Below are 18,855 nucleotides of genomic sequence, written 5' to 3'. Positions count from 1 at the left end.
AGGAGCGGCGCACAGCCATGGGTGAGGTCTTCGCGGGCCGGTACGAGCTGGTCGACCCGATCGGCCGGGGCGGAGTGGGCGCCGTCTGGCGTGCCTGGGACCACCGGCGCAGGCGTTATGTGGCCGCGAAGGTGCTTCAGCAGCGGGACGCGCACTCGCTGCTGCGGTTCGTCCGTGAGCAGGCGCTGCGGATCGATCACCCTCATGTGCTCGCGCCCGCGAGCTGGGCCGCCGACGACGACCAGGTCCTGTTCACCATGGACCTGGTCACGGGCGGTTCGCTGGTCCATCTGGTCGGGGACTACGGGCCGCTGCCGCCGGACTTCGTGTGCGCGCTGCTCGACCAGCTCCTGTCGGGCCTGGCGGCGGTGCACGGGGAGGGCGTGGTGCACCGCGACATCAAGCCCGCCAACCTGCTCCTCGAGGCGACGGGGACGGGCCGCCCGCGCCTCAGGCTGTCCGACTTCGGCATCGCGATGCGGCTGGGTGAGCCCCGGCTGACGGAGACCAACCTCGTGGTGGGGACGCCGGGTTATCTCGCGCCGGAGCAGATGATGGGCGCGGAGCCGGACTTCCCGGCGGACCTGTTCGCGGTGGGTCTGGTCGCCCTGTACCTGCTGGAGGGGGCGAAGCCGGACGCCAAGGCGCTCGTGCAGCACTTCGCCGAGCACGGTACGCCGCCCGCGCCGCGGGGGATGCCCGAGCCGCTGTGGCAGGTCGTGGCGACACTGGTGCAGCCGGATCCGTCGGCGAGGTTCCGTACCGCGACGGGGGCGCGCAAGGCGCTGGCCGCGGCGGTGGAGCTGCTGCCGGAGCCCGGGCCCGACGACGAGCTGATCGAGATATTCGACCAAGTGGGTCCGCTGCCTGCGGGGTTCGGGCCCGAGGGTCCGCTCAAGAGGGCTTCCGGCCTGGACGACATGGCGACGGACCCCCGTCGGCCGGCGGACCCGGCCCCGGCTGCCCAGCAGGCCGCCCCTCCCTCTCCCTCGTGGACATCCACGCCCCCGTCCGGCGCGTCTGCGGCCCCGGACCGGACGCCGGCACCGCCGCCGACACCGACACCGCCGGCACCGCCGACACCGACCGGCCCGCCCCCTGCCTCGGACTGGACACCCGCCGCCCGGGGCACGCCCCCGCCGGAGACAGCGGGAACGGGGTCGACGCCTGTGTCCGCGCCGACCGGTACGCCGCCGCCCCCAGCCGGTAGGCCGCCCGCACACGGCTGGGCCCCGGCCGCACCCGGCGCACCCCCGGCAGGCACGGCAGGCACGGCAGGCACGGCAGGCACGGCGCCGACGTCTGCCGGCACGTCGCCCGCCGTCGACGGCAGGTCGGCCGCGCGGACCGGTGCGCCGGCCTCCCCCACCGGACACACGTCGTCCCCGACCGGCACACCGCACGCCCAGAACTGGACGACCTCCGCCTCCACCGCGCCACCTCCGCCCCCCGGCGCCCACCCCGCCCCGGACGGAACCCCGCCGACGGCGGCTCCCGGGGCCGAGCGGCCGGGCGCGGGTGCCATGTCGGAGACCGGGAGTTTCCACCTGCCGCCTCCGCAGCCGACCGTCACCTCGGCCGCGGCCCCGGCGGGTGCTGCGGCGCAACCTCCCGTGCAGAGCCCGGCGTTCACGGGAGGCCCGGAGCACCGGCCGCCGGGCCGGACGCAGTCCCGGGCGCCGCACGTCCCACCGCTGCCCGCCCAGGCCCTCGCGCCGTCCCCGCCGCAGCGTGCCGACGTTCCCACCGCCCCGTACACCGCCCGGAACCCGCGGTCCGCGCCGCCCGCCCAGCACCGTGGGACACGGCGGCGGCGCCGTCCCGGTCCCCCGGCGAAGGTGGCGTTGCCGCTGCTGTTGCTCGCGCTGGCCTGCTATGCCGTGGGTTTCTGGGCGCTGACCCGCATCTGAGTCCGGCGCGCCAGGGTCCGGCTCAGGTCCTGCGCCGGGCAGCCGCCGTCCACACGGCCAGGCCGAGGAGCAGCAGGCTGCCGGTTCCGATTCCGCCGACGGCGACCGCCTTCATGGCCACGTCGTCGCCGGCGGCTGCGCTCCCGTTCCCACTCCCGGGTGCGGCGATCCGGTCCTGTGCGGAGACCTCGAAGAGGCCCTTCGGCCGGGACTCCCCCGCGTACTCGGGGCCGCTCTGTGCCGCTCCCCCGAGTCGCAGGCGCAGTGTCAGTCCGAACGGGCCCTGGCCGAAGTCCTCGGCCACCTGCGCCGCGAGGTGGACGACGACGTAGTAGTCGCCGGCGAACCGCAGCGCGCCGGTCTGTCCCGCGGTGGCGTACCGGTTGGGGTACGCCACGGGCGGCAGGGGGGCGAGGCCGACGGTGGTGCGGCGGCCGGTGTAGCCCTTGGCGGCGTCGTCGACCTCGCCGCGCACGGGGTTGTGCAGGGCGAGTCGCAGGGCACCGGTGGCATAGCCGGAGGCGTCCGCGGAGCCGGCGAGTTCGGCGGTGGCGTACACCTGGCGGCCCCAGTCGACCGGCACCTTGTAGTAGAGGGTCTCCCCGGGCCGGATGTCGTCGCGCCAAACCCCCTGCCCGACGAGGGTGGCGTGGCCGAATCCGCTGCCGCCCGGCCGGAGTTCCGGCTCACCGGCCAGGGGTTCGGGCGAGGCGGAGTCCCAGGTCTCCGGGGCCCTCGTCGCGCCGGTCTGTCGCGGGCGGGGTTCGGTGGCGGCGGTGAGTTCCAGGTCCCAGTCGTCCGGCGGGGAGTCCTGGGGCCTGGTCCGCTGGACGCTGACGTAGTAGGTGCCGGGGTCCTGGCACCGGTTGGCGCCGGGGTCGATCTCGCGCATGCCCCAGGCGGTGACCGGACGGGGGCTGTGGGCGGCGCCGAAAGTCGCGCTGTGCACGGAGCAGGAGCCGCCGTCGGCGTCCTGCACGGAGACCCGGATGCCGTCGACGGCGGTGACGTCTCCGTCGGCGCCGGGTACGGCGGTCACGGAGACGTAGGCGTCGGAGGCCGCGTCGAGTTCGAGGCGGTAGTAGAGGGTGCCGTTCCTCGGCAGGGAGCTGCGGTAGGTGGAGCCGGCCGCCAGCGTTTCGGCGTCCGCGGTGGCACTCGCGCCCGCGATCCGCACGGCGTCGTCGGCGAAGCCGTACCCGGCGTCCGGTCCGGCCGAGCCGGCCGCGAGGACCGTGGCGCCGGGCAGGGCGGCGGTCGTGGCCAGTACGGCGAGCACTACGGCCGTCCGCGCGAACACCGTCGGCAGCGTGGGCACTGTCGGCCGTGCACGCCCCGTTCCGGCGCGCCGCCGAGCCGTACACCACCGTCCCATGACCCGCCACCCCTCGCGTTCACCGGCTCAGTCGTTCAGTCGCTCAGTCGTTCAGTCGCTCTGTCGCCGCCCACCCCGAGCGGACCGTGCCCCCTCAGGGCAACACAAAACCCCGACCGTTCGACGGCCGGGGTCTGCTCAGGACCGGATGTCGGTCGTACTCACGAACCCGTGGGCACGGAGTCAGTCGCCTCCGTCCACAGATCCTGCTCGGCGCGATCCGCCTGGATCTGGCGGTACACGAGGAGCCCGCCGATGGCGGCCAGTGCGACCAGGAGAAGCTTCTTCACCGCGCGACCTCGTCTTTCCTTGACGTAGGGGACTTCTGGCGCCCGACTATACACACCGGCCGATACCGATCGGTGACCTGCGTCGGTGGTCAACTGCCCGTCGCCGGAACCCTTTAGAAGCGGACGAAACCGTTCTGATCGGAGGGTGATCACACCCTCACGTGTGGTGACTTTTGCCCACCTCCCTCCCGTCTGCGCACCCTTTCCGCCCTCTTGCGGCTATTCGGGTGGTGTTCATCTGAACATCGACGCGCCACGGGCGTAGGTCCACCACTTCGCGACCCTCATACACATCATGAGGAAAGTACGCAAATCGCCCAACCCGAAAGTGAGGGGCCATGGCCCGGAACAAGGTCCTGACGCTGTGGACCAGCATCGTCACCGCCTTCCTCGCGCTGTGCACGGCGCTCGGACTCATCACGACGACGGCCGCCGCGGCCGTACCGCAGACCGGAACGCACAGCAACACGGAGAGCGCCTCCCCCGAGGCGGCACCCGCGGCCGCGGCACCCCGGCCCTGGTCCCGAACCGGGTCCCTGCCCCCCACGATGAAGCAGCGCATCCGCGCCGAGGCGCACGGCGCGGCACCCAGTTGCCGCCACCACCCGCTCACCGGCGCATCCGCGGCAACGGCCACCACCGCCACGATCACCGGCCTTCCGTGCGACACCGCCACCACCACCGCCACCGCCGAGACCCTGGCCCAGCACACCATCCCGCTCCAGCGCTGAGCGGACCGCGCCGCCCCCGACCCCGACGCAACGGCGATCTGCGTACAGGCACCACACGCGAGAAACGGCCCGGCCGCTCGACAGAGCAGCCGGGCCGCCGCCGTGTGTACGCGAGAACAAGCGGTTCCGGGCCGGTTCCCCGCATCCCGCGCCGAACCCGCCCCGACTCCTCAAGACCTCTTGAGGAGTTGTAGCCTGCCACCGTGCCCAAGGCCTACGAAGTGATTGCTGACGATCTCCGCCGCTCGATCCGTGCGGGTGAGCGCGAGCCCGGCGACCGGCTGCCCTCGGAGGCCGACCTCGCCCACCACTACCGGCGCAGCGTGCCCACCGTGCAGAACGCGCTCCGGCTGCTGAGCGACGAGGGCCTGATCGACAGGCGGCACGGCCTCGGCACCTTCGTCCGGCGCCCCCGCACTCCGGCGGTGCGGGACAACCGCCGGCACCAGTGGGAGAAGGACCGGGCCCGCCGGCCGCTCGCCACGCGGGCCGAGACCGGCGCCACGGAACGCGACACCGGCCTGCGCGCCGACGACCTCGTCTTCCACGCGGAGTACCGCGAGCGGGAGGCGTCCGGGGAACTGGCCGATGCCTTCGGCGTTCCCGAGGGCACCGTGCTCCTCCAACGCACCTACCGGACGCGGTACTCGGCCGAGCCCGCCCCCTTCAACCTCGTGACCTCCTACCTCGTCCGCGACATGATCGCGGCCAACCCCGACCTCCTGGACGAGGCCAACGAGCCCTGGCCGGGCGGCACCCAGCACCAGCTCCACACCGTGGGCATCGAACTGGACCGGGTGGAGGAGCGTTTCACCGCACGCCCGCCGACACCGGAGGAGGCCGCGGCGCTGGACCTGCCGCCGGGCACGTCGGTGATCCTTCTCCGCAAGACCTCGTACGACACCGAGGGCCGGGTGGTGGACGTCTCGGACGTCACACTGCCCGGCGACCGCACCGAACTGCTCTTCACGACCCGTCTGGAAAGGTGGTGAGTGCCGCCGTGAACCGGCGCGTCATCGTCGTCACGGCCGTCCACGGCCCCTCCGCCCCCTACCTGCCCGAGGCCTACGCCTCGTTGTGTGCCCAGGAGCTCCCCGACGGCTGGGAGTGGCGCTGGGTGATCCAGGAGGACGGCCGCACGCAGGACGTCCGGCCGTACGTGCCCGACGATCCACGGGTCCTCTTCCACCAGGGGCGCCACGGCCGGCAGGGCGGACCCGGGGTGACACGCACCATGGCCCTGGCTCACGCGGACGGCGCGTACGTGAAGGTCCTGGACGCCGACGACCGGCTGACCCCGGGCGCCCTGGCGCGCGACCTCGCCGCCCTGGAGGCCGACCCGTCGATCGGGTGGGCGACCTCGCGGGTCCTGGACCTCCTGCCGGACGGTTCGACGGCCGGCTTCCCCGGCGACCCGTCGCACGGTCCGGTCGAGCGCGGCGAGGTGCTCGCCTTCTGGAAGGCGAACGGCTTCCGCGCCCAGGTCCATCCGGCGACCCTCCTGGTCCGGCGGGACCTGCTGCTCGCCCTCGGCGGCTGGATGGCCCTGCCCGCGTCCGAGGACACCGGCCTGCTGCTGGCGCTCAACTGCGTGAGCCGGGGGTGGTTCTCGGAGGAGGTGGGCCTTCTCTACCGCAAGTGGGAGGGCCAGGAGACCGGCCAGGCCTCCCATGTGGAACCCGCCGAACGCGATGCCCGGATGGCGGTGGTGGAGGCCAGGGCGCGGGCTCTGGCGTCCTTCGGGTGGCAGCTGCCGGAGGGCAGCAGGCAGTAGGACAGGCGGCAAGCGCGAGAACAGGCAGCAGGACAGGCGCCGGGCAGGGACACAGGCAGCAGGACAAGCGGCAGGCAGGGACACAGGCAGCCAGGTGCCGGCCGTTCAGGGCAGCCGCTCGGCGTCGACCCGCGAGAAGATCAGGTCGCTCTCCTCGGTCACCGGCCCGCGCCAGCGGACCGGCGCCCGGGGCTCACCGACCAGCGCCGGGGGATAGCTCCCGGGCGCGTAGTCGTTGGCCAGCCGGTAGACGTGGAACCCGGCGTCACGCATCACCCCCAGCAGGTCGTCGACGCGGTCCCCGAGCCGGGCCATGCGCTCGGGTGCCACCTCGACCGTGATCTCCGCGTCGGGCCGCAGCGCGCCCAGCATCGGGGCGAGACCGCGCACGACGCTCCCCTCCGCGCCCTCTACATCGATCTTGATCACCCGGGCGGTCGCGACCTCCGCCTGGTCGAGGAGTTCCGGCAGCGGCCGGGCCTGCGTCTCGAAGCTGGACTCCACCGGGCCGTCGTACGGGACGATGCTGTTCGCGCCCGTGTTCCGTGAGCTGGCGAGCGTGAAGGTCAGCGTCCTGGTGCGGTCCGAGACCGCGGCGTTGAGCGTGCGGATGTTGCCGAGGCCGTTGAGCCGGGCGTGCCGCGCCAGGCGGCGGTGGAGGTCGGGGGACGCCTCGATCGCGACGACCCGGCCTCGGTCACCGACGAGCCGGGCCGCCAGGACGCTGAAGACGCCGATGTTGGCCCCGACGTCGACGAAGCCGTCCCCGGGCCTCAGCCGGCGCTGCAGCCATCCCGTCATGTGCGGTTCCCAGGCGCCGAACAGGTACAGGTACCGCTGGATGAGGTCCTGTGTGTCCACGGCGAACCGGCCACCGGAGCGCGCTTCGACTACGGCCCGGCGAGGGTGTTCGCGCAGGTGCGGGTTGAGCCAGCGCTCGGCGAGGGCCGCCTTCCCGAAGGTGCCGGGGCCGCGCCGCACGTACCGGACGGCGAGGCCGACCAGGGCCTCCGTGAGGGCAACGCTCGGTCCGCCGCAGCCGCTCGGTCCGCTTCGGCCGCTCAGCCTCGGGCCTCTTCCGTGTCCGTGCGGGTGATGGTGATCGCGGCGGACGGGCATCCCTCGGCCGCCTCCCGCACCCGCGGGGCGTCGACGTCGTGTTCCCGGCCGGGTATGACGGCACCGAGGCCGTCCACCTTGGTGAACACGGACGGGGCCCGGTGGACGCAGTCGCCGGAGCCGTAACACTGCTCGGGGTCGAGGGAGATCCTCATGCGCACTCCAGCGGCGGTCGGTGTCGGAGCCTTCACGACGTGCCTTCCCACCGATCGGCGCGCTGAATCCGCCCTGCCCGCAAGCCTGTTGGCCGGGTCCCCCCGACTCTCATAAGATCATCCGGCATTTCCACGGAGTGCGGCGTGCGGCGTGCGGCGTGGTGACTGGGGGACGGTATGGGGACCGGCGAGCAACTCGTGACGATCGCGGCCGTACTGCTCGGCGCGCTGACCACACACGTCACGAATTACCTGATGGAGCGGAGCAGGAACCGCAACCAGCTGCTGACCCGGTGGGACGACAAGAAGGTCGACACCTACGGGGAGTACGTCGACGCCGCCAAGATGCGGATCGCCGCCTCCGTGCCGCTGTACGAGACGCGGGAGGGACTGCGCGACAGCCACCGGAGCGAGGAGGACCTCCGCGACGACCTGGCGGAGGCGAGCCGCCGCTGGGGGTCGGCCTTCGAGCGGGTCATGCTGCTCGGCGGGGACGACGCCATCGAATCCGGGCACGAGCTGAACGCGGTGCTCGCCGAGATCGACTGGCAGGCGACCGGCCGTGTCGACGGCACCCTGGAGGAGTGGCGCGAGCGGCACCGGGCCGCGTTCCGTGCCATCAACGCCTTCCACGAGGACGCCAGGGCCGATCTCGGCATCCGGGGCGGCGTCACCGGTGAGAAGCACCCGGAGCGCGATCTGCTGGTCCCGCCCGCCCGCCGTCCCGACCGCCGGTCGGCCGCCGGGGACTGACTCACGGCGGCTGCCGCTGCCCGTTCACACGTGCGCGTCGGCATGGTTTGGCTCCGGTCCCTCCCCTCGTGGGGACCGGTGCCAAACCATGCCGGCGCCGTTTTCTCGTGCGGTAGCGGGACTGGGACGGGTCAGGGAGGGACAAGCCACCGAAAGCTGACCGAGAACATGCGGCCTCATGGGGTGGCTCTCCGAGTACCGAGCCGCTGACCTGTCCGGGTGCCGCGGGGCCGCCTCGCCACTGCGACGCGATCCTGCCATCCGTGGTCGCCGCCGGGGAGGTCCCGGAACCAGGAAACCGCTGTAGCCGCAGGTCAGCCGTATAGAGTGAGTTTTCCGGTCCGGACGTCCAGGTGCGGGGGAAGTAAGAAGTAAGGAGTGGAGACCTTGAGTTTCGACTCAGGGGCACGCACGGCCTTCGCAGAACGCCTCGCACTGCTGTACAGGGAGGCCGGCAATCCTCCCCTCAAACGCGTGTCCGAGGCCGTCGTCCGGCTCCAGCGGGTCGACGAACGAGGGCGGCCCGTACGGGTCTCCGCCCAGCGGATCAGCGACTGGCGGCGGGCCAAGAACGTGCCCGCCCAGTTCCCCGCCCTCGCGGCCGTCCTGCACGTACTCGTACCGCAGGCTCGGCGCGCGCGGCCCGTACCGGTCTCCGCCGGTCTGTACGACCTGGTCCAGTGGCAGCGCCTGTGGGAGCGGGCGCTGGCCGACCCGACCGGCGAACGCCCGGCGCCGCCCGCGGCCGAGGATCAGCCCGCTGCCGAGGCGCCGGCCGCGGGCCCCGGTGGGGTCTGCCCCTACCGGGGACTGGCCGCCTACCGCCGGCAGGACGCCGGCTGGTTCTTCGGGCGGGAACGGAGCACGCAGGCCCTCGTCGCCCAGCTCCACGCGACGCGGGACACGGGCGGCCTGGTCATGCTCGTGGGCGCCTCGGGGGCGGGGAAGTCCTCCCTGCTGAACGCCGGCCTGGTGCCCGCCCTGCGTGCCGGCGCGCCGAGCGCCGGTGACGGTCCGCCCAGGCAGGTGCTCCAGCTCGTACCGGGGGCCGACCCGCTCGGGGAACTGACCCGGCTGATACCGCAGCTCGCGCCGGTCGTCGGCGCCGTGAGGGAAGCGGTGGCGCGCAGGACGGCGGCCGCGGACCGGGGCGCCGTCGAGACCCGGGACACGGGCGGCCCGCGGACCGACGACGCGGCCAGGGCGGCCTTCGCGGCGTGGGCGGCGTCCGCCGACGACCGAGACGGACCGGCCGACTCGGGCAATCCGGGCGATCCGGGCGATCCGGAAGGCTCCGACGGACCGGGCGGTCCGGGCGGCTCCGACGGCCCGGACGGCCCGGACGGGCACTGGGGCGGTCGCGAAGGCCATAGGGGCCAAGCAACGCACACCGGCTCGACAAGCCCGGACGGCCAGCCCGACCAGCCCGACCAGCACGGCCAGCCCGACCAGCACGGCCAGCCCGACCAGCACGGCCAGCACATCGGAAACGCCCAAAACGCCCAAGCAGCCCCGGCCACCCCACCCACTGCCCGTCCGGTCGTCATCGTGGACCAGTTCGAGGAGCTCTTCACGCTCTGCGCCGACGAGACGGACCGGCGCCTGTTCATCCGGCTGCTCCAGGCCGCCTGCGTACCCGGCGCCGACGGGGGCCCGCCACCGGTGCTGGTGACCCTGGGCGTACGCGCCGACTTCTACGACCAGTGCCTGCGGTACCCCGAGCTGGCCGACGCGCTCCAGCACCGGCACATGGTGCTCGGGCCGCTGACCACCGCGGAACTGCGCGAGGCGGTGACCGCCCCCGCCAGGGCCGTCGGTATGGAGCTCGAACCGGGACTCGCCGAGCTGATCATCCGCGAGGTGAGCACCGACGGAGCGCACGACGCGGGCGTACTGCCGCTCCTCTCCCACGCCCTGCTCGCCACCTGGCAGCGGCGCAAGGCGGGCCGGCTGACCCTGGCCGGATACCGCGCGGCCGGCGGCATCCAGGGCGCGGTGGCCGCGACCGCCGAGCGGGCCTGGTCCGGTCTGGACCCGGCGGCCCGCACGGCCGCGCGCCTGCTGCTGCTCAGGCTGGTCCGGCTGAGCGAGGACACCCAGGCCACCCGCAGGCGCAGTACGCGACGCCGGCTGGCCGAGGAGTCGGGGGACCCCGGCAAGACCGAGGAGTCCCTCGAAGCGCTGGTGCAGGCCCGGCTGGTGACCCTCGACGCGGACACCGTGGAGATCACCCACGAGGCACTGCTGCACGCCTGGCCCCGGCTGCGCGACTGGATCGACGAGGACCGCGCCGGGAACCTGCTGCGCCAGCGGCTGGAGGAGGACGGCCTGGCCTGGGAGGAGTCGGACCGCGACTCCGCACTGCTCTACCGGGGCTCCCGACTGGCGCAGGCCAGCGGCTGGGCGAAGTCGGCCGGCGACACCTTGCTGACCCGCAGCGCGGTGGAGTTCCTGGCCGCCGCGGTCAGGCTGCGCAGGCGCACCGTCATGATCAGTCGTGCCGCGGTGGCGGCGGTGGTCGTCCTGGCCCTGGTGGCCGTCGGCTCGGCGGTGCTCGCCTGGCAGCAGCGCAACGACGCCGTGTTCGAGCAGGTGGTCGCCGAGGCGGACCGGGTCCAGGACACGGACCCGTCGCTGTCGGCCCAGCTCGACCTGGCGGCACACCGCCTGCGGCCGGACGACGAGGACGTCAGGAACCGGCTGATCTCGATCGTGAACGCGCCCCTGGCCACCCCGCTCCTCGGGCACACGGGCGCCGTCTACCTCACCTCCTTCAGCCCCGACGGACGGATCCTGGCGACGGCCAGCTACGACCGCACCGTCCGGCTCTGGGACGTCTCGGACCCCGCCCGGCCCAAGCAGCTCGGCAAGCCCCTCACCGGGCACACCAGCTGGGTGAGCACCGCGGTCTTCAGCCCCGACGGCCGCACCCTGGCCAGCGCCTCGGACGACGGCACGCTCCGGCTGTGGGACGTGCGGGACCCCAGCCGTCCGCGCCCGCTCGGCGCCCCCCAGGCCGGCCACGGCGGCACCGTCTACCTGCTCGCCTTCAGCCCGGACGGCCACACCCTGGCCTCCGCCCACGACGACCACGCCGTACGCCTGTGGAACGTGGCCGACCCTCGCGACCCCAAGGCGCTCGGCACCCTGACCGGCCCCACCGCGGCGGTGCGCTCGGTGGCCTTCAGCCCCGACGGACACACGCTCGCGGCCGGCGGCGACGACGACAAGGTCCGGCTCTGGGACGTCACCGATCCCGCCCGCGCCGAGCCCGCCGGAGAACCGCTCAACGGTCACAGCGGCCTGGTGCACTCCGTGGCCTTCAGCCCCGACGGCCGCACCCTCGCCAGCGGCAGCGCGGACGACACCGTCCGGCTCTGGGACGTCACCGAACCCGCCCGCGCCAAGCCCGCCGGCGCACCGCTCACCGGACACAGCGGCCCCATCTGGGCGGTGGCCTTCAGCCCCGACGGCGCCATGCTCGCCGCGAGCAGCGCGGACAGTACGGCGAGCCTGTGGAACGTCAGCGACCCGGCCTATCCCTCACAGGTCGGCGTGCCGCTGGCCGGGGGCAGCGGCGAGATGTACGCCCTCGGCTTCAGCCCCGACGGCCACACCCTCGCCACCGGCAGCGGCGACAGCAAGGTCCGCCTGTGGTCGCTGCCGACGTCGGACATGATCGGCCGTATCGGAGCCTTCCGTCCGGACGGGCACGTACTGGCCACGGCGGCCCGCGACGGCAGGGTCCGGCTGTGGAACGTGACGGACCCCGCCCGGCCCGTGTCGCTGAGCGCCCCCTTCAGACCGGGGGAGGGCGACATACGGTCGCTGGCGTTCTCCCCGGACGGCGACACGCTCGCGGTGCTCGCCGGCGGCCGCGCGCTGCAGCTGTGGGACGTCACGGACCCGGCCCGACCCAAGGCCCACGGACCGCCCGTGGCGCTGCGCACCCGCTACGCGGGCCCCGACACCCTGGCTTTCAGCCCCGACGGCCGCACCCTGGCCACGGCCCACGACGACCGCACCGTCCAGTTGTGGAACACCGACGACCCATCCCGCCCCCGCCGGCTGGGCAAGCCGCTCTCCGGCCACTCGGGATACGTCAACACCCTCGCGTTCAGCCCGGACGGCCACACCCTCGCGAGCGGCGGCGCGGACGACGCCGTACGCCTCTGGGACGTCACCGACCCCGCGCACGCCACCCGTCTCGAGGCGCCCCGTACCGGGCACCTCGGGCCCGTCAACGTGCTCGCCTACAGTCCCGACGGCCACACCCTGGCCAGCGGCAGCGACGACGGCACGGTCCGGCTCTGGGACGTCACCGAACCGGGCGAGGCGTCCGGAGCCGAGGCCACGCTCGCCGGACACACCGACTCGGTGGTGTCGCTGACGTTCAGCCAGGACGGCGCCACCCTGGCCAGCGGCGCCAACGACAACACGGTCCGGCTCTGGAGCGTCTCCGACCCCGCCGAGGCCACCCCCATCGGCCAGGCGATGAGCCCCAACGCCAAGACCGGCAACTTCCTGTCCTTCAGCCCCGTACGCCATATGCTCGGGGTCTCCAGCGGCACGGACACCGTCCGGCTGTGGAGCCTGGGCGTGGACGACGCCATCGACCGCATCTGCTCCGCCACGCGGGGTGTGATGACCGAGGAGAAGTGGCACGAGTACCTGCCGCGCCTGGACTACGAGCCACCGTGCGACCACTGATCAATCCCAGCGAATGAGTGACCCCTGTCACATATCCACCACCCGACCGACCAGTCGGCACCCACCGGCCATCCGGCCTTGTTAGCCTTGGCCACAGCCCGACCGCTGGCGCATCCCCCGTCGCCAGCGGTCGGGTCTTTTGCTGCCCGTCGCGGCCGCTGCCCGCGCAGTGAACACTTGAGGGGGCGGGACGACCGGATTCGAACCGGCGTCCTCGCGGTTCTGGAGACCGCTCGCGTCGACCACTGCGCTACGTCCCGCCCGTGGCCGTGATCGTAGCGGCCGACGCCGGCCGGCGGCAGCCCGTAGATGACGAAGACCCCCAGCCGATACCGGCTGGGGGTCTTCATGCTGGTGGGGCTAACAGGATTTGAACCTGTGGCCTCATCCTTATCAGGGATGCGCTCTAACCAACTGAGCTATAGCCCCGCCGCGCTCTGCGGTGTATGTCCCGCGCGCTGACTCCTGAAGATTAGCGCACGAGGCGGGCAGTCCCAAAATCGGTTGTCGCGCGGCCGGAGAGCGCGGACGACTCGCGGATCACTCGTCCTCGGCGAGCGTCAGCTCCACGCCGCCGACGAAGCCGGCGGACAGGTTGTAGATGAACGCGCCGAGGGTCGCCAGGGCCGTCGCGAGGACGACGTCGATGACCGCGATGATCGTCGTGAACATCAGCACGTTGGGCAGCGACAGGAAGGACTGCAGGTCGAAGCCGTTGGACTCGTTGGAGCCGGTGGCCTCGGAGATCGTGCCGCCGACCGTGGAGAAGACGCCCATGGCGTCCATGACCATCCACAGCACGGCGGAGGCGACGATGGTGCAGATGCCGAGCGCGATGGAGAGCAGGAAGCTGACCTTCATCACCGACCACGGGTCCGCCTTCGACACCCGCAGGCGTGCCTTGCGAACGCGGGGCGTGGTGCGGGCGCCGGTGCGCGGGCGGCGCACGGCGGACGCGTTGCCGCCGTGGGTCTGATTGCCGCCCTGGGTCTGGTAGGCCTGCGGCGGGTGATAGGGCCCGCCGGGCTGCTGGGGCTGCCGCTCTCCCGGCAGCGGCGAGGCCGCCTGCTGAGCCCGCTGGCCTCGGGTGTCCGTCACAGTTCCCCCCTGGGATCCATGCGTTGAGGACGAGCTCCCCGAGTGCGAGTCGGTCGCTCCGTCGTCGATCTTGCGCAGTTGAGTCGTGTGCGAATCCGTCGCACGCGCGGCTGAGCCACGGCCGCCGCCGCCCGTTTCCGTACCCGTGGGGGTACCGGCCGATCCGGCGCCCGTGGCTCCGCTCACGATGACTCTCTCCTCGTGCTACTCGGCCGAGGGCGCCTCACCCTCGTCCGTGCCGGTGGTCGCGGCACCCTCGGCGGTCTCGTCGGCGGCCACATCGCCGTCGACCTCCTCCGCCTCGCGTCCCGCCTCGGCGTTGCGTGCGATGCCGACGACGGCATCGCGCTTGCCCAGATTGATCAGTTGAACGCCCATGGTGTCACGGCCGGTCTCCCTGACCCCGTTGACTCGCGTACGAATCACACCGCCCGAGAGTGTGATGGCGAGGATCTCGTCGCTCTCCTCGACCACCAGCGCGCCCACGAGCGACCCGCGGTCCTCGACGATCTTGGCGGCCTTGATGCCGAGGCCGCCGCGACCCTGGACGCGGTACTCGTCGACGGAGGTCCGCTTCGCGTAACCGCCGTCGGTGGCAGTGAACACGAACGTACCGGCTCGAACAACATTCATCGAGAGCAGCTCGTCCCCTTCGCGGAAACTCATGCCCTTGACGCCCGAGGTGGCACGCCCCATCGGACGCAGCGTGTCGTCCGACGCGGTGAACCTGATCGACTGCGCCTTCTTGCTGATCAGCAGCAGATCGTCCTCGGCCGAGACGAGTTCGGCACCGATCAGTTCGTCGTCACTGCCGTCCGCCTGCTCCCGCAGGTTGATGGCGATGACACCACCCGAACGCGGCGAGTCGTAGTCCTTCAGCGGCGTCTTCTTCACCAGGCCGGCCTTGGTGGCCAGGACCAGGTACGGAACCGCCTCGTAGTCGCGGATCGCGCGGATCTGGGCGATCGTCTCGTCCGGCTGGAAGGCCAGCAGGTTCGCCACGTGCTGGCCGCGCGCGTCCCGGCCGGCGTCCGGCAGCTCGTAGGCCTTCGCGCGGTAGACACGGCCCTTGTTGGTGAAGAACAGCAGCCAGTGGTGCGTGGTCGACACGAAGAAGTGGTTGACGATGTCGTCTTCCTTGAGCTTCGCGCCGCGCACGCCCTTGCCGCCGCGCTTCTGGGCGCGGTAGTCGTCGGTCTTGGTGCGCTTGATGTAACCGCCACGCGTGACCGTGACGACGATGTCCTCCTCGGCGATCAGGTCCTCGATGGACATGTCGCCCTCGTACGGGATCAGCTTCGTCTTGCGGTCGTCGCCGTACTTCTCGACGAGGGCGGTCAGCTCCTCGCTGACGATCCCGCGCTGACGGACGGGGGAGGCGAGGATCTCGTTGTACTCGCTGATCTTCGCCTGGAGCTCGTCGTGCTCGCGGACGATCTTCTGCCGCTCCAGGGCCGCCAGGCGGCGCAGCTGCATCTCGAGGATCGCGTTGGCCTGGATCTCGTCGATCTCCAGGAGGTCCATCAGGCCCCCGCGCGCGATCTCGACGGTGTCACTGCGCCGGATGAGCGCGATGACCTCGTCGATGGCGTCCAGGGCCTTGAGCAGGCCGCGCAGGATGTGCGCCCGCTCCTCCGCCTTGCGCAGCCTGAAGCGCGTACGGCGGACGATGACCTCGATCTGGTGGTTCACCCAGTGGCGGATGAACGCGTCCAGGGACAGGGTGCGCGGCACGCCGTCGACCAGGGCCAGCATGTTGGCACCGAAGTTGGTCTGCAGGTCGGTGTGCTTGTACAGGTTGTTCAGGACGACCTTGGCGACCGCGTCCCGCTTCAGCACGATGACCAGGCGCTGGCCGGTGCGGGAGCTCGTCTCGTCGCGGACGTCGGCGATGCCGCCGATCTTGCCGTCCTTCACCAGGTCGGCGATCTTCTGCGCGAGGTTGTCCGGGTTGACCTGGTAGGGCAGCTCCGTGACCACCAGGCACTGGCGGTTCTGGATCTCCTCGACCTCGACGACCGCACGCATCGTGATCGAGCCGCGGCCGGTGCGGTAGGCCTCCTCGATGCCCTTGCGGCCCACCACCAGGGCGCCGGTCGGGAAGTCGGGGCCCTTGATGCGCTCGATGAGCGCGTCGAGCAGCTCCTCGTGCGAGGCCTCGTAGTTCTCCAGGTACCACTGCGCGCCGGCCGCGACCTCGCGCAGGTTGTGCGGCGGGATGTTGGTCGCCATGCCGACCGCGATGCCCGCCGAACCGTTGATCAGCAGGTTCGGGAAACGGGCCGGCAGGACGGTCGGCTCCTGGGAGCGGCCGTCGTAGTTGTCCGTGAAGTCGACGGTCTCCTCGTCGATGTCGCGGACCATCTCCATCGACAGCGGCGCCATCTTGCACTCGGTGTACCGCATGGCCGCCGCCGGGTCGTTGCCCGGCGAGCCGAAGTTGCCGTTGGAGTCGACGAGCGGCATCCGCATCGACCAGGGCTGCGCGAGGCGGACCAGGGCGTCGTAGATGGAGGAGTCGCCGTGGGGGTGGTAGTTGCCCATGACGTCGCCGACGACGCGGGCGCACTTGTAGAAGCCGCGCTCGGGGCGGTAGCCGCCGTCGTACATGGCGTACAGCACGCGCCGGTGCACGGGCTTGAGGCCGTCGCGGACGTCGGGCAGCGCACGCGAGACGATGACGGACATCGCGTAGTCGAGGTACGAGCGCTGCATCTCCGTCTCGAGCCCGACGGGCTCGACACGCATCGCCAGGGCGTCACCCTCGGGCGTGGTCACAGGAGTGTTCTCGTCGGTCATTGCTGGTGAAGGTCCTTCCTGGTGCGGTCAGCTGAGACCGACTCAGATGTCGAGGAAGCGGACGTCCTTGGCGTTGCGCTGGATGAACGCGCGCCGGGCCTCGACGTCCTCGCCCATCAGCACCGAGAACAGGTCGTCGGCCTGCGCGGCGTCGTCGAGCGTGACCTGGCCGAGCACACGGTGCTCCTGGTCCATGGTCGTGATGCGCAGCTCCTCGGCGTTCATCTCGCCGAGGCCCTTGAAGCGCTGCACGGAGTCCTCACGGATGCGCTTGCCCGCCTGGCGGCCCATCTCGATCAGCGCGTCGCGCTCACGGTCGGAGTACGCGTACTCGAAGTCGTCCCGGCCCCACTTGATCTTGTACAGCGGCGGGCGGGACAGGTACACGTGCCCGGACTCGACCAGCGGCCGCATGAAGCGGAACAGGAAGGTCAGCAGCAGGGTGTTGATGTGCTGGCCGTCGACGTCGGCGTCCGCCATCAAGATGATCTTGTGATAGCGGAGCTTCTCGATGTCGAAGTCCTCGTGCACACCCGTGCCGAACGCGGAGATCATCGCCTGGATCTCCTGGTTCTGCAGGATCCGGTCGATGCGCGCCTTCTCGACGTTGAGGATCTTGCCGCGGATCGGGAGGATCGCCTGGTACTGCGGGTTCCGGCCGGACTTGGCCGAGCCGCCGGCGGAGTCGCCCTCGACGATGAAGATCTCGCACTTGGTCGGGTCGTTCGACTGGCAGTCGGACAGCTTGCCCGGCAGCGAGGCCGACTCCAGCAGGCCCTTACGGCGCGTCAGGTCGCGGGCCTTGCGGGCCGCCACGCGCGCGTGGGCCGCCTGGATGCCCTTGCGGATGATGTCCGCGGCCTCGTTGGGGTTGCGGTCGAGCCAGTCCGTCAGGTGCTCGTAGACGACCTTCTGGACGAAGGTCTTCACCTCGGTGTTGCCCAGCTTGGTCTTGGTCTGGCCCTCGAACTGCGGCTCCGCCAGCTTGACCGAGATGATCGCGGTCAGACCCTCGCGGATGTCGTCACCCGTGAGGTTGTCGTCCTTCTCGCGCAGCAGCTTCTTGTCGCGCGCGTACTTGTTGATCAGCGAGGTGAGCGCCGCGCGGAAGCCCTCCTCGTGGGTGCCGCCCTCGTGCGTGTGGATGATGTTGGCGAACGAGTACACGCCCTCCGTGTAGCCGCCGTTCCACTGCATCGCGACCTCTAGGGACAGGCTCTTGTCCTTGTCCTCGGCCTCGAGGTCGATCACGGTCGGGTGCACCAGCTCTCCCTTGCGGGAGTTGAGGTACGTCACGAAGTCGACGATGCCGCCCTCGTAGTGGTACGAGACGCTCTTGACCTCGTGCTTCTCGTCCTCGCCCGCCTCGTCCGCGCCGGCGGTGGCCTTCGCCGACTCGCGCTCGTCGGTGAGGTTGATCTTCAGGCCCTTGTTGAGGAAGGCCATCTCCTGGAAGCGTCGGGAGAGCGTCTCGAAGGAGTAGTCGGTGGTCTCGAAGATGTCACCGTCGGCCCAGAAGGTGACCGTCGTGCCGGTCTCCTCGGTGGCCTCGTGCCGGGCCAGCGCCGCCGTGGGCACGCCCAGCTTGTACTCCTGCGTCCAGCGGTAGCCGTCGGTCTTGACCTCCACCGCCACCCGCGTGGAGAGGGCGTTGACGACGGAGACACCCACGCCGTGCAGACCACCGGAGACCGCGTAGCCGCCGCCGCCGAACTTGCCGCCCGCGTGCAGCACGGTCAGCACGACCTCGACGGCGGGCTTCCCCTCGGAGGGGACGATGCCCACCGGGATGCCACGGCCGTTGTCGACGACGCGGACACCGCCGTCGGGGAGGATCGTGACGTCGATCGTGTCCGCGTGACCGGCCAGCGCCTCGTCGACGGAGTTGTCCACGACCTCCTGCACCAGGTGGTGCAGACCGCGTTCACCGGTCGAGCCGATGTACATACCGGGTCGCTTGCGGACCGCGTCCAGACCCTCGAGGACGGTGATGGCACTGGCGTCGTACGAGGCGGGAACCTCGTCGTGCGAGGTGCTCACCGCGTCGTTCACGCCGGTGTCGGTGGACGGGTTGTTCTCGTTGGGGTTGCCGGAATCGGCCACGAAGCGCCCTTTCTGGCACAGCACGAGCCGGGCTCGTC

Annotated in this window: 13 protein-coding genes and 2 tRNA genes; 6 read left to right on the top strand and 9 right to left on the bottom strand. The window is 71.7% G+C overall.

Going from position 1 to position 18,855, the window contains the following annotated elements; translation table 11 throughout:
* Positions 1 to 17 precede the first annotated feature (17 nt).
* Entirely contained in the window at positions 18 to 1,910 is a 1,893-nt protein-coding gene (locus ABS735_RS37690; protein WP_373904746.1) for a serine/threonine-protein kinase, read from the top strand.
* A gap of 22 nt (positions 1,911 to 1,932) precedes the next feature.
* Here ABS735_RS37690 and ABS735_RS37685 read toward each other — a convergent pair whose 3' ends face one another.
* Positions 1,933 to 3,285, bottom strand: a complete 1,353-nt coding sequence (locus tag ABS735_RS37685; RefSeq protein ID WP_373904745.1) for a hypothetical protein — start codon at positions 3,283 to 3,285, stop codon at positions 1,933 to 1,935.
* Between the two features lie 161 nt (positions 3,286 to 3,446).
* A complete protein-coding gene (locus ABS735_RS37680; protein ID WP_003999697.1) occupies positions 3,447 to 3,575 on the bottom strand; it encodes a DLW-39 family protein in 129 nt (42 codons plus the stop codon).
* 338 nt (positions 3,576 to 3,913) lie between these two features.
* Here ABS735_RS37680 and ABS735_RS37675 point away from each other — a divergent pair, with 338 nt between their 5' ends.
* The 3 genes from ABS735_RS37675 to ABS735_RS37665 all read left to right on the top strand — a co-directional run bounded on the left by ABS735_RS37675 (position 3,914) and on the right by ABS735_RS37665 (position 6,080).
* The gene (locus ABS735_RS37675; protein WP_373904744.1) at positions 3,914 to 4,306 is read left to right on the top strand and encodes a DUF6344 domain-containing protein; all 393 of its coding nucleotides are present in this window, start codon (positions 3,914 to 3,916) and stop codon (positions 4,304 to 4,306) included.
* A 203-nt stretch (positions 4,307 to 4,509) separates the two neighbouring features.
* Positions 4,510 to 5,298 (top strand): GntR family transcriptional regulator, encoded by a 789-nt coding sequence (locus tag ABS735_RS37670; RefSeq protein ID WP_373904743.1) that lies wholly within the window; start codon positions 4,510 to 4,512, stop codon positions 5,296 to 5,298.
* 8 nt (positions 5,299 to 5,306) lie between these two features.
* Positions 5,307 to 6,080: a glycosyltransferase family 2 protein gene (locus ABS735_RS37665; RefSeq protein ID WP_373904742.1), complete on the top strand. Its 774-nt coding sequence runs from the start codon at positions 5,307 to 5,309 to the stop codon at positions 6,078 to 6,080.
* Positions 6,081 to 6,185: 105 nt separating this feature from the next.
* On the opposite strand, the gene ABS735_RS37660 is transcribed toward ABS735_RS37665, so the two are convergent.
* Positions 6,186 to 7,061 carry an FkbM family methyltransferase gene (locus ABS735_RS37660; protein ID WP_373904741.1) on the bottom strand — a complete coding sequence of 292 codons (876 nt, stop codon included), beginning with the start codon at positions 7,059 to 7,061 and terminating at the stop codon, positions 6,186 to 6,188.
* A gap of 80 nt (positions 7,062 to 7,141) precedes the next feature.
* Positions 7,142 to 7,354 carry a ferredoxin gene (locus ABS735_RS37655; protein WP_373904740.1) on the bottom strand — a complete coding sequence of 71 codons (213 nt, stop codon included), beginning with the start codon at positions 7,352 to 7,354 and terminating at the stop codon, positions 7,142 to 7,144.
* 177 nt (positions 7,355 to 7,531) lie between these two features.
* Between ABS735_RS37655 and ABS735_RS37650 the strand changes: the two genes are divergently transcribed.
* Together ABS735_RS37650 and ABS735_RS37645 are read left to right on the top strand one after the other, a co-directional pair.
* Positions 7,532 to 8,107 (top strand): hypothetical protein, encoded by a 576-nt coding sequence (locus tag ABS735_RS37650; protein ID WP_373904739.1) that lies wholly within the window; start codon positions 7,532 to 7,534, stop codon positions 8,105 to 8,107.
* 378 nt (positions 8,108 to 8,485) lie between these two features.
* Positions 8,486 to 12,817: a WD40 repeat domain-containing protein gene (locus ABS735_RS37645; protein ID WP_373904738.1), complete on the top strand. Its 4,332-nt coding sequence runs from the start codon at positions 8,486 to 8,488 to the stop codon at positions 12,815 to 12,817.
* A 185-nt stretch (positions 12,818 to 13,002) separates the two neighbouring features.
* Here ABS735_RS37645 and ABS735_RS37640 read toward each other — a convergent pair.
* From ABS735_RS37640 to gyrB, 5 genes are all read right to left on the bottom strand, one after another.
* Positions 13,003 to 13,077, bottom strand: a tRNA-Trp gene (locus tag ABS735_RS37640).
* 92 nt (positions 13,078 to 13,169) lie between these two features.
* Positions 13,170 to 13,246, bottom strand: a tRNA-Ile gene (locus ABS735_RS37635).
* Positions 13,247 to 13,357: 111 nt separating this feature from the next.
* The gene (locus ABS735_RS37630; RefSeq protein WP_373904737.1) at positions 13,358 to 14,101 is read right to left on the bottom strand and encodes a DUF3566 domain-containing protein; all 744 of its coding nucleotides are present in this window, start codon (positions 14,099 to 14,101) and stop codon (positions 13,358 to 13,360) included.
* A gap of 18 nt (positions 14,102 to 14,119) precedes the next feature.
* Entirely contained in the window at positions 14,120 to 16,714 is a 2,595-nt protein-coding gene (gene gyrA, locus ABS735_RS37625; protein WP_373904736.1) for a DNA gyrase subunit A, read from the bottom strand.
* A gap of 42 nt (positions 16,715 to 16,756) precedes the next feature.
* Positions 16,757 to 18,817, bottom strand: a complete 2,061-nt coding sequence (gene gyrB / locus ABS735_RS37620) for a DNA topoisomerase (ATP-hydrolyzing) subunit B (protein WP_373904735.1) — start codon at positions 18,815 to 18,817, stop codon at positions 16,757 to 16,759.
* Positions 18,818 to 18,855 lie beyond the last annotated feature (38 nt).

Origin of the sequence: Streptomyces sp. MMCC 100 (assembly GCF_041538145.2) — a bacterium.
In the GTDB taxonomy this organism is placed as follows: Bacteria; Actinomycetota; Actinomycetes; order Streptomycetales; family Streptomycetaceae; genus Streptomyces.
Note: the sequence above shows the minus strand (reverse complement) of the source record. Positions and strands in the feature narration are given on the sequence as shown.

What these genes read in the sequence shown, in the direction of transcription:
- ABS735_RS37690 (WP_373904746.1), top strand. Translation starts at nt 18, where the DNA reads ATGGGTGAGGTCTTCGCGGGCCGGTACGAGCTGGTCGACCCGATCGGC.
- ABS735_RS37685 (WP_373904745.1), bottom strand. Translation starts at nt 3,285, where the DNA reads ATGGGACGGTGGTGTACGGCTCGGCGGCGCGCCGGAACGGGGCGTGCA.
- ABS735_RS37675 (WP_373904744.1), top strand. Translation starts at nt 3,914, where the DNA reads ATGGCCCGGAACAAGGTCCTGACGCTGTGGACCAGCATCGTCACCGCC.
- ABS735_RS37655 (WP_373904740.1), bottom strand. Translation starts at nt 7,354, where the DNA reads ATGAGGATCTCCCTCGACCCCGAGCAGTGTTACGGCTCCGGCGACTGC.
- ABS735_RS37650 (WP_373904739.1), top strand. Translation starts at nt 7,532, where the DNA reads ATGGGGACCGGCGAGCAACTCGTGACGATCGCGGCCGTACTGCTCGGC.
- gyrA (WP_373904736.1), bottom strand. Translation starts at nt 16,714, where the DNA reads ATGACCGACGAGAACACTCCTGTGACCACGCCCGAGGGTGACGCCCTG.